A 14042-nucleotide genomic window follows, 5' to 3' on the forward strand; every position below is an offset into this window, starting at 1 on the left:
CGGCGTCCCGATGGGTGTGCGGGCCGCTCCCCCCGCCGCCCGTTCCGCTCCGCCCAGGTGCGGTCCGCAGCCCGGGGGGCGCATTCTTGCTGTGTCATCCACCCGGGCGGCGGTACGGGAGGCAGGCACCCATGGCGGTGAGCGGCGAGCGCACGGCCGGTACGCGGGCCCGGCTGGCCACGCTGCTGGTCGACGCCTCGACCGCCGCGCTCGACGCGGCCGGCGGCCGCGTGGCCGGTGTCTACCTGCGCTCCAGCACCCCGGGGCTGCTGCGCCTCGCCGTGCTGGTGGGACTGCCCGGGCCGCTGTTCCGGCCCTGGTGGCGGCTGCACGTCGGCCGGCCCTTCCCGGTGGCCGACGCCTACCGTCTCGGCGTCCCGGTGGTCCTGCCCGACGCCACGGAGACGGTGCGCCGGTATCCGCAGTTCGCGGCGGGGCTGCCGTTCCCGTTCGGCTCGGTGCACGTGCCCGTGCCGGGCGGGGCGGAGCCGCTCGGGGTGCTCACGGTGCTGCGTCCGGCGGTGCCGGCCGCGGTGGACGAGCTGCTGGACCAGGAGCTGCTCGGACGGCTGGCCGAAGGACTGGGCGCCGAGCTGCTCGGTCTCGCGGACGGGGCGGAGGCGGCACTCGCCTGGGACGGGGACCCGCTGTGCGCGCGGCCGCCCGTCACGTGTCCCGCGGAGACCCGGGTGGGCCGCTTCACCTGGGACCCGGCGACCTCCTCGGTGGACGCCGACGACCGGCTGAGCGCGCTGCTCGGGGTGCGGCCGGGCGACTCCCCGGGCACCGGCCCGGCGCTCGCGGACGCCTTGTCCCGGGACGAGGCGGAACGGATCCTGGCCGCGCTGCGCGGGACCGCCGCCGGGAAGCCGCCGCCCACGCCGCTGAGCGTCAGATCGGTGGCCGGTGTCCTCCGGCTCCTGGACCTGTGGCCGAAGGCGGACCCGGGCGCGAAGGTCCTGGTGGGCGGCATCGTCTTCGAGCCGGGTCCCGCCGCGGCGGCGGACGGCGCGGCCGATCTGCTTCCCCAGGGGGTGTTCTGCCTGGACCGGATGGGGCTGGTCGTGTACGTCAACCCGGCCGCGGCCCGGCTGGCGGGCCGGGAGCGGCGGGCGCTCCTCGGCCGTCCGCTGTGGGAGGCGATGCCGTGGCTGACGGGGCCGCCGTACGACGACCATCTGCGCGGTGTGCTGCTGTCGCACGAACCGGTGCACGTGCACGTCCGGCGCCCGCCGCGGGGTGCCGCCGGGCCCGCCGGGGGTGACTGGCTCGCGCTGACGGTCCATCCCGGCCCGGACATCCTCACCTGCACGCTCGTCCCGGCCAGCCACGTGGACGCGGCGGCGGAGCCGGAGGCCGGCGGACAGCCGCCGGGCGAGCCGCACCCCCCGGAGGACACGGTGCTCGGCGATCACTCGCTGGCCCCGCTGTACCGGCCCATCGCGCTGGCGATCGCGCTGGCCGACGCGGTCACCGCCCGGCAGGTGTCGGCGGTGGTGATGCGGGAGCTGCTGCCCGCGTTCGGCGGCCGCCGCCTGGCCATCTACCTGCTTCAGGACCGCCATCTGTACCTGGCCTGGGAGACCGGTTTCCCGCAGGGCTTCCTCGCCCCGTTCGACGGCGTCGGCCTGGACGAGCGCATACCTGGCGTGGAGACCCTCACCACCGGGCGCCCGTTGTTCTTCGAGTCCATGCGGCTGCTGGCGGACATGTACCCCGGGCTCGCCCTGGACGCCGAGGAGGGAGCCCGTGCCTTCCTTCCGCTGATCGCCTCCGGCCGGCCCGTCGGCTCCTGCATCCTCGGGTTCGACCGCCCGCGCCGCTTCAGCACGCAGGAGCGCTCCGTGCTCACCTCGCTCGCCGGACTGATCGCGCAGGCGATGGAGCGGGCCCAGCGCTACGACAGCGAGGCCGCGCTGGCCCGGGGGCTCCAGCAGGCCCTGCTGCCCCGGCGGCTGTCGGCGCATCCCCGGGTGGAGACGGCCGGCCGCTATCTGCCCGGCACCCAGGGCATGGACGTGGGCGGCGACTGGTACGACGTGGTGGAGGCGGGCAGCGGGCTGGCGCTGGTGATCGGCGATGTGCAGGGACACGGTGTGCAGGCGGCGGCCACCATGGGCCAACTGCGCAGCGCGGTGCGGGCTTTCGCGCTCGGGGACCGGCCGCCCGACGAGGTGCTGAGCGGCACCAACCGGCTGCTGATCGACCTCGACCCCGGCCAGTTCGCGAGCTGCTGCTACGTCCGGCTGGACCCGGCCACCGGACGGGCCCGGGCGGCCCGGGCGGGGCATCCGCCGCCGCTGCTGCGCCGCCCCGACGGACGGACCACCGTGCTGGACATTCCCGGTGGTGTCGTCCTCGGGGTGGATCCGCGGGCCCAGTACCCGGTGACCGGGCTGCGGCTGGAGCCGCGGGCGGTCCTCGCCCTGTACACCGACGGGCTGGTGGAGCGGCCCGGCACCGACATCGACGACGGCATCGCCGCGCTGGCCCTGGCGCTGTCGCGGGCCGGGGCGGCCGTCGGACGGCGGGGCGGCTCCCTCGCCGGGGTCGCCGACCGGCTCACCGCCACCGCCCGGACCGCCTCCGCCCGGCCCGACGACGTGGCCCTGCTGCTCGCCACCCGGCGCCCGGCGCAGGGGCGGTGACCGCGGCACGCGCGCGGCGCCGGCGGCGGCCGCCTCGGCCGACGCCCTCGCCACCCAGGGCCGCGCAGTGTAGACATGGGCTCATGGTCCGACTGCCCGGCCGGCCCGAGACTCGGCCGCCCCGTTCCTTCGGGCATCCGCGCGCACCGGGGCAGCGGGCACCCGGCGTCAACGGCGCACCGCCGGGCGTGCTGCGGTCGGCGGTGACCGGACGCAGCGTCGCCGGGCAGGTGTTCCTGCTGCAAGTGGTGATCGTGCTGCTGCTGGTCGTGTCGGCCGTGGTGGCCCAGGTGCTCCAGGTACGGCACGACAGCGACCAGGAGGCCCGCAACCGCTCGCTCGCCGTCGCCGAGTCGTTCGCCAACGCGCCCGGCACGGCCGCCGCGCTGCGCGCCCCGGACCCGACGGCGGTCCTGCAGCCGCGTACCGAGGCCACCCGCAAGGCGACCGGCGTGGACTTCGTCGTCGTGATGTCGACCGACGGCACCCGGTACACCCATCCCAAGCCGGACCGGATCGGCAAGAAGTTCGTCGGGACGATCGCGCCGGCCGTCGCCGGCGGCACGGTCGTCGAGGAGGTCAACGGGACGATCGGCCCGCTGGTGCAGGTCGTGGTGCCGGTCAAGGACAAGTCCGGCAAGGTGGTGGGCCTGGTGTCGTCCGGCATCACCACCGCGCACGTGGGCGGCACGGCCGACCAGCAGCTTCCCCTGCTGCTCGCGGCGGCCGGGGCGGCGATGATGCTGGCCACCGCGGGAACGGCCCTGGTCAGCAGACGGCTGCTGCGCCAGACGCACGGCCTCGGGCCGTACGAGATGACCCGGATGTACGAACACCACGACGCGGTGCTGCACTCCGTCCGGGAGGGCGTCCTCATCGTCGGCGGCGGTGGCCGGCTGCTGCTCGCCAACGACGAGGCGCAGCGGCTGCTGGACCTTCCGGAGGACGCCGAGCAGCGGCATGTGCTGGAACTGGGGCTGGACGACGAGACGGCCGGGCTGCTCGCCTCCGGCCGGGTCGCCACCGACGAGGTGCATCTGGTCAAGGACCGGCTGCTGGCCATCAACCAGCGTCCCACCGACCTGCGCGGCGGGCCGCCGGGCAGCGTCACCACGCTGCGCGACTCCACCGAGCTGCGTGCCCTGTCCGGCCGCGCGGAGGTGGCGCGCGAGCGGCTGAACATGCTGTACGACGCCGGGGTGGGCATCGGCACCAGCCTGGACGTGGCCCGTACGGCGGAGGAGCTGGCCGGGCTGGCCGTGCCCCGGTTCGCGGACTTCGTCACCGTGGACCTGTTCGACGCGGTGCTGAAGGGCGAGGAGCCGAAGCCCGGCACCGCGCTGCGCCGGGCGGCGTTCAGCGGCATCCGCGAGGACGCCCCGCTGTATCCGCTGGGGGAGCGCATCCGGTTCGTGTCGACGTCACCGCAGGCCCGGAGCCTGACGACGGGGCAGTCCGTCGTGGAGCCGGTGCTCCGTGAGGCGCCGGGCTGGCTGGCGCAGGACGCGCGGCGCACCGGCCAGGTCGTGGCGTACGGGATCCACTCGCTGATCACCGTGCCGCTGCGGGCGGGCAGCCTGGTCCTGGGTCTGGCCAACTTCTGGCGTTCGGAGAAGCCGCAGCCGTTCGACGCCGAGGAGCTGGCCCTCGCCGAGGAACTGGTGGCGCGGGCCGCCGTGTCCATCGACAACGCCCGCCGCTACACGCGTGAGCACAGCATGGCGGTGGCCCTGCAGCGCAGCCTGCTGCCGCGCTCCCTGCCCGAGCAGGGCGCCCTGGAGATCGCCTACCGCTATCTGCCGGCGCAGGCCGGGGTGGGCGGCGACTGGTTCGACGTACTGCCGCTGTCCGGCGCCCGGGTGGCCCTGGTGGTGGGCGACGTCGTGGGGCACGGGCTGCACGCGGCGGCGACGATGGGTCGGCTGCGCACGGCGGTGCACAACTTCTCCGCCCTCGATCTGCCGCCCGACGAACTGCTCGGCCTGCTCGACGAGCTGGTGGGCCGCATCGACCAGGACGAGACCCCGGCCGACGGTGCCGCGGTCACCGGCGCGACCTGTCTGTACGCGGTGTACGACCCGGTGTCCCGCCGCTGCACCGTCGCCCGGGCCGGGCATCCGCCGCCGGTGCTCGTGCGCCCGGACGGCGAGGTGGAGTTCCCGGAGGTGCCCGCGGGTCCTCCGCTGGGCCTGGGCGGGCTGCCGTTCGAGACGGTCGATCTGGAGCTGGCGGAGGGCAGCAGTCTGGTGCTCTACACCGACGGTCTGGTGGAGGACCGGGACCGGGACATCGACGTCGGCCTCGAACTACTGCGCGACGCGCTGCGCCGGGCGCCCGGCGCGGCGCCCGAGGAGACCTGCCGGAGCGTGCTGGACGTCCTCCCGGCCCGGCCCAGCGACGACGTGGCGCTGATCGTGGCGCGCACCCGGGTCCTCGGCACGGACCGGGTCGCCGAGTGGCAGGTGCCGTCCGATCCGGCGGCCGTGGCCGAGGTGCGGGCGTCGGTGGTCCGGCGGCTCGACTCCTGGGGCCTGGAGGAGCTGTCGTTCACCACGGAGCTGATCCTCAGCGAGCTGGTGACCAACGCCATCCGCTACGGGCGCGCCCCGATCGGGGTACGGCTGCTGCGCGAGCGGACGCTGATCTGCGAGGTCTCCGACGGCAGCACCACCTCCCCGCATCTGCGGTACGCGGCGAGCACCGACGAGGGCGGCCGGGGCCTGTTCCTGGTCGCGCAGCTCGCCGAGCGCTGGGGTACCCGGTACACCCCCAACGGGAAGATCATCTGGGCGGAGCAGCCACTGTCCTGAAGGCGGGAGCCGGAGTACTCCCGGCCGGCGCATCCGCCGGGCACGCGGGCGAAGCGCTGCGCGCGCCCGGCGGGGGTCCGGTCAGCCGCCGAGCCGCGAGCGCAGCAGCTGCTTGCCCAGTTCGGCGCCCTTGCGGCTGTCCGACTGGGCCTTGCGGAACAGCTCCACGACCTCGTTGTCCTTCTCCCGGTCGGCGTCCTGGATGTACTGCTCCAGACGCAGGGCGTTGCTCAGGCACGCCTCGACGTACCAGATGAGGTTGTAGTCCTTGTCACGGGTTCCGGTGACATCGCCGGTCTCGCTGGTGCTGGTCATGCGGGGTCTCCTCCTTCGACGGACCCTGGGTCCATTGCCCTTCGCAGGGCCCCCGGGTACCCGTGCGGTCCGCAGACACACGGCATCCGCCGCCTGTGCGCGTGTCCCGCCGGGGCGGGTCAGCCGAGGACGCGGTCGAGGTTGAAGGCGGCGCTGATGAGGGACAGATGGGTGAAGGCCTGCGGGAAGTTGCCCTGCTGCTCGCCGGTGCGGCCGATCTCCTCGGCGTACAGGCCGAGGTGGTTGGCGTAGGTGAGCATCTTCTCGAAGGCCAGCCGGGCCTCGTCGACCCGTCCGGCCCGGACCATGGCCTCGACGTACCAGAACGAGCAGATCGAGAAGGTGCCCTCGTCGCCGCGGAGTCCGTCGGGGCTGGCCTGCGGGTCGTAGCGGTAGACGAGGGAGTCGGAGACCAGGTCCTCGGTGAGGGCGTCCAGGGTGGACAGCCATTTGGGGTCGGTGGGCGCGATGAACTTGGCGAGCGGCATCATGAGCACGGCCGCGTCGAGCACCTCGCTGTCCTCGTGCTGGACGAAGGCGCCGCGCCGCTCGGACCAGCCGCGGTCCATGATCCACCGGTAGATGGTGTCGCGGGACTGGCGCCAGCGGGGCAGGTCGGCGGGGAGGCCGCGCCGGTTGGCCAGGCGGATGGCCCGTTCCACGGCGACCCAGCACATCAGCCGCGAGTACAGGAAGTTGCGGCGGCCGCCCCGGGTCTCCCACACGCCCTCGTCGGGCTGGTCCCAGTGGTCGCACACCCACGCCACGAGGTGGCACACGTCGTCCCACTGGCCACTGGAGATTGGCTGTGCCCACTTGTCGTAGAGGTAGATGGAGTCGATCAGGGCGCCGTAGATGTCGAGCTGGAGCTGGTCGGCGGCGGCGTTGCCGACCCGGACCGGGGCGGAGCCGAGATGGCCCTCCAGGTGGGTGAGTTCGCGTTCGGGCAGCTCGGTGCGGCCGTCGATGCCGTACATGATCTGCAGTGGTCCGGAGTGGTCGCCGCAGCCGGGGCTGATGTGCGTGGTCAGGAACCGCATGAACGCCTCGGCCTCGCCGGTGAAGCCGAGCCGCAGCAGCGCGTAGACGGCGAAGGCTGCGTCGCGCACCCACACGTAGCGGTAGTCCCAGTTGCGCTCGCCGCCGAGCTGCTCGGGCAGGCTGGTGGTGGGGGCGGCGACGATGGCGCCGGTGGGGGCGTAGGTGAGCAGCTTGAGGGTGAGCGCGGAGCGGTGGACCATCTCGCGCCAGCGGCCCCGGTAGCGGGACTGGTGGAGCCAGCGCCGCCAGTAGGTGACCGTGGCGTTGAACTCGTGCTCGGCCTCCATGTGGGGGCAGCCACGCGGTGGCACCTCCTCGCCGGCCAGGTCCAGGGCGAACACCGCGGTCTCGCCCTCGCCGAGTTTGAAGTCGGCCCACGCGTCCCGTCCGTCGCACTCCATGGCGACGGTGGAGGTGAGCGCCAGGGAGCGTTCGGGGGACTCGAAGAAGAGCAGGCCGTTCAGCCTGCGCACGGTGTGCGGGTCGGCGCCGTAGTTGAAGCGGGGCGCGACCCTCGCCCGGAAGGGGACGGTGCCGCGCACGCACATCACGCGCCGGATCAGCCGGTGCCGGGCCGACTCGGCGGCGCGCCCGTCCCCGGTGACAGGCATGAAGTCCTGCACCTCGCCGACGCCGTCCTCGGTGAAGAAGCGGGTGATCAGGACGTTGGTGTCGGGGAAGTAGAACTGCTTGGTGCGCCCCGGTACGGCGGCGGCCAGCTCGAAGCTGCCGCCGCGCTCGGCGTCCAGGATCGACGCGAAGACACTGGGGGCGTCGAAGGACGGTGAGCAGTACCAGTCGATCGTGCCGTTGGTGCCGACCAGCGCGACACTGCGCAGGTCGCCGATGAGACCGTGCTCGGCGATCGGCAGGTAGCGGGGGCTTCGGGACGACTCCTGCTGGAAGGGCATGTCGGCCATCGTTGAGGCCTCCCCGGTGCGGAACGCTGCTGTTTTCCAGGGTATGGGCGGATTTCCAGCTTACGGGCGAGTGCTTCGGCGCGGGCTGGGCAGGCGGTCCTCACCCCGCTCTGCGGCCCCTTCCGGATGCAGGGTCCGGCGCGGCGGTGAATGGTGAGAATGTGCCCCGTTCGGCGGCACCGGCACGGATGCGGTCATCCGGACCGAGGAGGAGGCATCATGTCGACATCCACACCCGAAGGGTCCCGGTCGTCCGACGACCACCGCACCCCGGACGCTCTGCTCCACACCGCTCCTTCCCGGGGTCTGACCCCGGAGGACCTGGTGATGGCGACGGGCAGGGACGTCACCCCGGCGACCCTCGACTGGGCGCGCCGCAAGCTGGAGACCGAGGGTCCGTCGGCCATCGAGAAGCTGCTGCCCTGACAGGGCGGTCCGGGAAGCAGGCAGGACACCAACGGGGAGGCGCCGGGCGGGCACGCCCTCGTTGAGGGGGCGCGCCCGCCCGGCGCCGAGTCGTGTCCGCGTCGCCGAGCCGGCGCGGACGGCCGTGGGCCGGCCGCGGACGCGGCCGGCCCGGGATCAAGTCCCGCTAAGGCGCTCCGCGTTCGGGTTCCTCGGTGACGTGCATGGCCGCCTCCTCCGCGCCGGCCGCTCCCCCGTCGATCCCCACGTCGAAGGCGACCTCCTCCTTCGTGGTGTCGGTGTGGGCGCCCTCGTCGGGGGCGACCAGCCGGCCCGCTCTGGCGTCGCCCGCCTCGGGGTCGACCGGTTCGCCCTCGCCGCCGGGGAGGTCGCCGGTCGCGTCGCCCACCGGTGCCTCCACGTCCGGCACCTCCTGGCGGAGCCGCTCGTCGAGCGTCTCGCCCTCGTGCTGCTCGGCGGCGGTGGTGCCGTACTTGGTGACGCCCAGGGGCCGCTCGGGCGGGGAGTAGCCCTCGTCGAGGACGTCGTCGTAGTCGCGCTCGTCCACCGCGTCCTGAAGATCCAGGGGACCGGCGTCCTCCTGTTCCTCGTTGGTCCCGGTGGGCTGGTAGACGTCGTCCGCCATCGGGCTTCCGCCTGCCTGCTGATCGCTCATCATCGCCTCCGTCTCGGCACGCGCTCGGTCCCGGTCCGCGTTTCCCGCAGGTCGCGTACCTAACCTCGCCCGTCGATCCCGTCGATCCCGTCGATCCCGTCGATGCCGTCGGCCCTAGGGGCCGGTCCTCGGCAGGGCGTAGTAGAGGCGCTGCCCGGTGAGCGGCACGGAGGGCCAGGTGCGGGCGTACCCGGGTGGGCGGGAGCCCGTGGGCACCAGCGCGGCCACGGGCGTGTGGCGGGCGGTGCGGGCGATCGTCGAGGCCGTGGTGTTGGCGTTGTGGCCGGACGTCGCCGCCGAGGAGCAACCGGCGTAGTACGCGACCGGGATGGCCTCGTTCCCGGTGAGCAGACAGGGCGGGCGGACGCCGAGCCGGTGCAGGGTGGCGGCGGTGCGGGACCACTCGCGGTGGGCGGCGGTCGTGCGGCTGACGACGGCGGTCAGGACGGCCAGCTGAACGGCGAGGTGAGTGGCGAGGCCCAGCGCCACGAGGGTCAGGGCCGTCGTCCGCCGGGCCCCCGGTCGCGTGGTCAGCGGATGGAGCAGCGCCTCGGCGACGGGGATGGCGAGCAGGGCGTACGCCGGGAGCAGGAAGCGGGGCGCCGCGTAACCGATCATGAACAGGTAGGGGAAGGCGGCCGTCGCCCCGCAGGCGAGCGGCAGCAGGGTGGGCGCGGTCCGCCGGGCCCGGACCGCGAGCGCCAGGCCGAGCCCGGCGGCCAGGGGCAGCGCGAACCACCAGGCGGTGACCAGCGGGTGGGGCAGTGCCCCCGTGCAGGGCCGGCACAGGGCCCGCCCGCCGAGGCTGCGGAGCTGGTCGACGACGGCCACATGCAGGCCCAGTCCACCCTGGATCGCCGACGCGTCGGCCAGGCGCCGGGTGAGACCGCCGTAGCCGGCGTACGCCTCGATCACCCATTCGAGGGCCCCGGCGGCGAGTCCCGCGAGCAGGGCCAGGAGGGACCGCCAGTGGCGGCGCGGCAGGCCGAGGGCGAGCAGCGGCAGGGCGGCCCAGACCGCGTCCATCGGCCGCATCCAGGCCATCAGCGCGCCGCTCGCGGCCAGGCCCCACAGCGCGGCCCGGTCCCGGTGGTCCGCACGGACCCGCAGGAAGCAGGCGACGGCGGCCAGGGCGCCGACGGCCACCCAGTAGTTGGGCATGGCCTGCGGGCCGTAGAACAGGGTCACCCACAGGGAGGCGAACAGGGCCCCGGCCAGGGCGAGGACGCGGTCCGGGAACAGACCGCGCCAGGCCCGCAGGGCCAGGTACAGGGCGAGGCCGGACAGCAGGGCGAGGTGGATCCGCAGCAGGACCGTGGACGAGGACCAGGCCGCCACGGGCGCGACGAGCAGGGAGACGCCGCGTGCGCGGGGCGCGCTGAAGAAGGCCGCGGGAGCGTGTCCGGCGACCTGGCTGACGTACACCGTCTCGTCCCAGCCGAGGCCCATGCCGGGCCGGACGAGCAGCAGTTGGGCCAGAGTGAAGGCCACGGCGACGGCGGCGAGCGGCGGAGCGAGGCCGGCGCGCCGGGCGGACCGAGCCCCTCGGGGCCGGGCGGACTCGCGGCGCGTGCGCGCACGCCGGGCCGCCTCGCGTGTCCTGTGCGCGCTGTCGGCCATGGTCACCTCTCCCTCGGGCAAAACACGGCCAAAGTAACGTGAACCACCTGGACATGCCCGGCAGGCGGGACCGTCCGGCCGACGGCCCTACGCGCTGTAAGGTTGGGGCATGGCTGGCAGAGGGTCCCCTGACCGGGCGGAGCGGCGCAGCGCCGGGGAGCTGGAGCACGAGGTGCTGGCCGTGCTGTGGGCCACCGACCGGCCGCTGACCCCGGCGGAGGTGCAGGCCGGGATCGACGGGGCGCTCGCCTACAACACGGTGCACACCATCCTCAAACGCCTGTACGACAAGGGGCTGGTGCTGCGGGACGCCGGCGGCCGGCGCGGCGCTTACCGGCCGGCGAAGGACGCGGCGCAGCTGACCGCCGAGGCGATGCACGAGGCGCTGGACCGGGGGCCCGACCCGATCGGCGCGCTCCGGCGGTTCGTGACCGGTCTGAGCGCCGACCAGGAGCGGGCGCTGCGCGAACTGCTCACCGCGGACGGCGCCTGAGGCCCGGCGGGCACGGCCCGCCGGGCCGGGATTCAGCGGGCGTGCGGCGCCCGGTGCGCGGGCTGCGCCGGGGCGGAGCGCGGGCCGAGCGGCGGCACCGCGCGGACGGCCGGCTCGTCGGCGCTGACCGTCAGCGCCTCACCGTGGTGGTGGAGCCTGAGCGGGGGCCCGGCGAGGAGCGTGTAGGTGGCCTTGTCGGCGCCGATCTCCACGCGCAGACGGCGGGTGCGGTACTGCAGGTGAAAGGCCACCCGGCGCAGCCGCTCCGGGAGGCGGGGCGCGAACCGCAGGCCCTCGCCGTCGCGCCGCATCCCGCCGAAGCCCGCGACCAGTGCCATCCACGTACCGGCCAGCGAGGCGATGTGCAGCCCGTCCCGGGTGTTGTGCTCCAGGTCCGCGAGGTCCATCAGGGCGGCCTCGGCCGTGTAGTCGTAGGCGAGCCGCAGATGGCCGGCCTGGGCGGCGATGACGGCCTGCACGCAGGCGGACAGGGAGGAGTCGCGCACGGTCAGCGGCTCGTAGTAGGCGAAGTTGCGGGCGACCTGCTCGTCGTCGAAGGAGGCGCCGCAGGTGTACATCGCCAGCACCAGGTCGGCCTGTTTGACGACCTGTTTGCGGTAGAGGTCGAAGTAGGGGAAGTTCAGCAGCAGCGGGTACTGCTCGGGGCGGGTGCCGGCGAAGTCCCAGCGCTGGTAGCGGGTGAAGCCGGCGTGCTGCTCGTGCACACCGAGTTCGTCGTTGTAGGGGATGTGGATGGCCTCGGCGGCGTCCCGCCAGGCGGCGCTCTCCTCCTCGTCCACGCCGAGGCGCTGTGCCTCCCGCGCGTGCCGCTCGGCGAAGTCCGCCGCCGCGAGCAGATTCTGACGTGCCATCAGATTGGTGTACGTGTTGTCGTCGGCGACCGCGCTGTACTCGTCGGGGCCGGTGACGCCGTCGATGTGGAAGACGCCGTGGTGGTCGTGGTGGCCCAGCGAGCGCCACAGCCGGGCCGTCTCCACCAGCAGCTCCACGCCCGTCTCGCGCTCGAAGTCGAGGTCGCCGGTGGCCTCGACGTAGCGCAGGACGGCGTCGGCTATGCCGGCGTTCACATGGAAGGCGGCGGTGCCGGCCGGCCAGTAGGCCGAGCCCTCCGCGCCCTGGATGGTGCGCCAGGGGAACGCGGCGCCGCCGAGCCCGAGTTGGGCGGCGCGCTCGCGGGCCTCGTCCAGGGTGTTGTGCCGCCAGCGCAGCGCTTCGGCGACGGCGTCGGGGGCGGTGTGGGTGAGGACGGGCAGCACGAACATCTCGGTGTCCCAGAAGGCGTGCCCGTCGTAGCCGGAGCCGGTGAGTCCCTTGGCGGGTATCGCCCGCCGCTCGGCGCGGGCCCCGGCCTGCAGCACGTGGAAGAGCGCGAACCGTACGGCCTGCTGGATCTCCTCGTCGCCGTCCACCTCGACGTCCGCGCGGTCCCAGAAGTCGTCAAGGTGGGCCCGCTGGTCGTCCAGCAGTCCCTGCCAGCCGTCGTGCGCGGCGGCCGCGAGGGCCGCGTCGACCTGGTCGGCCATCGCGGGCAGCGAGCGGGCGCCGGACCAGCCGTGGGCGACCAGCTTCTCCACCCGCAGGCTCTGGCCGGGCTCCAGGACGGAGGTGACGGTCAGCCGGGCCACGTCGATGTCGGCCTCGCTGCGGGTCGTGGTGCGGTCGGGGCCGCTGACCACGTGGTCGGCGGCCACCGCCACCCGCAGGCCGCTGCGCCGGGTGCGGTGCACCAGCCGCAGCCGGTCACCGGAGGCGAAGCCGTCCTCCTGCTCCAGCGGTGACTGCAGGGCCATCGCCGCGCGCGGATCGCCGTTCGCCCCGGGCAACTGCTCGTTGGCGACCAGCTCCGACTGGATCACCACCCGGCTGCGGCTGCCGACCGCCTCCACCTCGTACGCCACCGCGGCGACCGCCCGCTGGGTCAGCGACACCAGCCGGGTCGAGCGCACCCGGACCGTGGAGCCGGCCGGGGACGTCCACTCGCAGGTGCGCTCCAGCACCCCGCGGCGCAGGTCCAGCACCCGCTCGTGCCGGACGAGACGGCCGTAGCGCAGGTCGAACGGCTCGTCGTCGACCAGCAGCCTGATGACCTTGCCGTTGGTGACGTTGATGACCGTCTGTCCGGACTCCGGGTAGCCGTACCCGGCCTCGGCGTAAGGCAGCGGGTGCAGCTCGTGGACCCCGTTGAGGTAGCTGCCGGGCAGGCCGTGCGGTTCGCCCTCGTCCAGATTGCCGCGCCAGCCGACGTGCCCGTTGGACAGCGCGAACACCGACTCGCTCTGCGCGAGGACGTCGAGGTTCAGGTCGGTCTCGCGCACGGCCCACGGCTCGACCGTGTACGACCGGTGGGTGATCACCGCTTGCCTCCCAGCTCGGCGAGGTCCTTGACGACGACGCTCGCGCCGTGCGCGTACAGCGCTTCGCCCTGTCCGGTCCGGTCGACGCCGACGACGTATCCGAAGCCGCCCGCCCGGCCCGCGTCCATGCCGGCCAGCGCGTCCTCGAAGACGGCCGCCCCGGCCGGCTCGACGCCCAGGTCGCGGGCGGCGGCGAGGAACGTGTCGGGGTGGGGCTTGCCCGGCAGTCTCCGTTCGGCGGCGACGACGCCGTCGATGCGTACGTCGAAGAAGTGCTCGGCGCCGACGGCCCGCAGCACGTCACGGCAGTTGGCGCTGGAGGAGACGATCGCGGTGCGCAGGCCCGCGGCGCGGACCGCCTCCAGATAGCGCAGGGTGCCCTCGTACGCCTCCACGCCGCCGGTGCGGATCTTCTCCAGCAGCAGCACGTTCTTGCGGTTGCCCAGGCCGTTCACGGTCCCGGCGTCCGGCGGGTCGTCGGGACCGCCCTCGGGCAGGTGGATGCCGCGCGAGTCGAGGAAGGCGCGGACCCCGTCGGCGCGCGGGCGTCCGTCGACGTACTCGTCGTAGTCGGCGACCTCGTCGAACGGCCGTCCCCGCTCGCCCTCATAGGCGCTGAGGAAGGCGTCGAAGGTCTCCTTCCAGGCGGCCGCGTGCACGACGGCGGTCCTGGTGACGACCCCGTCGAGGTCGAAGAGGCAGGCCTGGATGGTGTCGGGCAGACCGAGCTGAGTCATAC

General features: G+C 74.2%; 10 protein-coding genes. 4 read left to right on the forward strand and 6 right to left on the reverse strand.

The annotated features are described in order from the left end of the window. Window positions 1–131: 131 nt before the first annotated feature. Together AB0924_RS34345 and AB0924_RS34350 are read left to right on the forward strand one after the other, a co-directional pair. Window positions 132–2648, forward strand: a complete 2517-nt coding sequence (locus tag AB0924_RS34345; RefSeq protein WP_366913556.1) for a SpoIIE family protein phosphatase — start codon at window positions 132–134, stop codon at window positions 2646–2648. An 83-nt stretch (window positions 2649–2731) separates the two neighbouring features. Next, on the forward strand, window positions 2732–5458 hold the full coding sequence (locus AB0924_RS34350; RefSeq protein WP_366913557.1) for a SpoIIE family protein phosphatase: 2727 nt from the start codon (window positions 2732–2734) through the stop codon (window positions 5456–5458). Window positions 5459–5539: 81 nt separating this feature from the next. Here AB0924_RS34350 and AB0924_RS34355 read toward each other — a convergent pair whose 3' ends face one another. Together AB0924_RS34355 and AB0924_RS34360 are read right to left on the reverse strand one after the other, a co-directional pair. Then, on the reverse strand, window positions 5540–5773 hold the full coding sequence (locus AB0924_RS34355) for a hypothetical protein (RefSeq protein WP_358938735.1): 234 nt from the start codon (window positions 5771–5773) through the stop codon (window positions 5540–5542). 119 nt (window positions 5774–5892) lie between these two features. Next, window positions 5893–7734 (reverse strand): glycoside hydrolase family 15 protein, encoded by a 1842-nt coding sequence (locus tag AB0924_RS34360; protein WP_358938732.1) that lies wholly within the window; start codon window positions 7732–7734, stop codon window positions 5893–5895. Window positions 7735–7953: 219 nt separating this feature from the next. Here AB0924_RS34360 and AB0924_RS34365 point away from each other — a divergent pair, with 219 nt between their 5' ends. Then, window positions 7954–8160 (forward strand): hypothetical protein, encoded by a 207-nt coding sequence (locus AB0924_RS34365; RefSeq protein ID WP_358938730.1) that lies wholly within the window; start codon window positions 7954–7956, stop codon window positions 8158–8160. 166 nt (window positions 8161–8326) lie between these two features. On the opposite strand, the gene AB0924_RS34370 is transcribed toward AB0924_RS34365, so the two are convergent. Beyond that, window positions 8327–8815, reverse strand: coding sequence for a DUF5709 domain-containing protein (locus AB0924_RS34370; protein ID WP_366913558.1), 489 nt, complete (start codon window positions 8813–8815; stop codon window positions 8327–8329). A gap of 114 nt (window positions 8816–8929) precedes the next feature. Then, window positions 8930–10435, reverse strand: coding sequence for a hypothetical protein (locus AB0924_RS34375; protein WP_366913559.1), 1506 nt, complete (start codon window positions 10433–10435; stop codon window positions 8930–8932). Between the two features lie 109 nt (window positions 10436–10544). Between AB0924_RS34375 and AB0924_RS34380 the strand changes: the two genes are divergently transcribed. Continuing rightward, window positions 10545–10928, forward strand: coding sequence for a BlaI/MecI/CopY family transcriptional regulator (locus AB0924_RS34380; protein ID WP_366913560.1), 384 nt, complete (start codon window positions 10545–10547; stop codon window positions 10926–10928). 32 nt (window positions 10929–10960) lie between these two features. Here AB0924_RS34380 and AB0924_RS34385 read toward each other — a convergent pair whose 3' ends face one another. Both AB0924_RS34385 and AB0924_RS34390 read right to left on the reverse strand, forming a co-directional pair. Then, window positions 10961–13303 (reverse strand): glycosyl hydrolase family 65 protein, encoded by a 2343-nt coding sequence (locus AB0924_RS34385; protein ID WP_358938722.1) that lies wholly within the window; start codon window positions 13301–13303, stop codon window positions 10961–10963. Then, the gene (locus AB0924_RS34390) at window positions 13300–14040 is read right to left on the reverse strand and encodes a beta-phosphoglucomutase family hydrolase (protein ID WP_358938719.1); all 741 of its coding nucleotides are present in this window, start codon (window positions 14038–14040) and stop codon (window positions 13300–13302) included. The genes AB0924_RS34385 and AB0924_RS34390 overlap by 4 nt, the downstream gene beginning before the upstream one ends. Window positions 14041–14042: the final 2 nt, after the last annotated feature.

This window comes from Streptomyces sp. NPDC047869, from assembly GCF_040704065.1.
GTDB lineage: Bacteria > Actinomycetota > Actinomycetes > Streptomycetales > Streptomycetaceae > Streptomyces.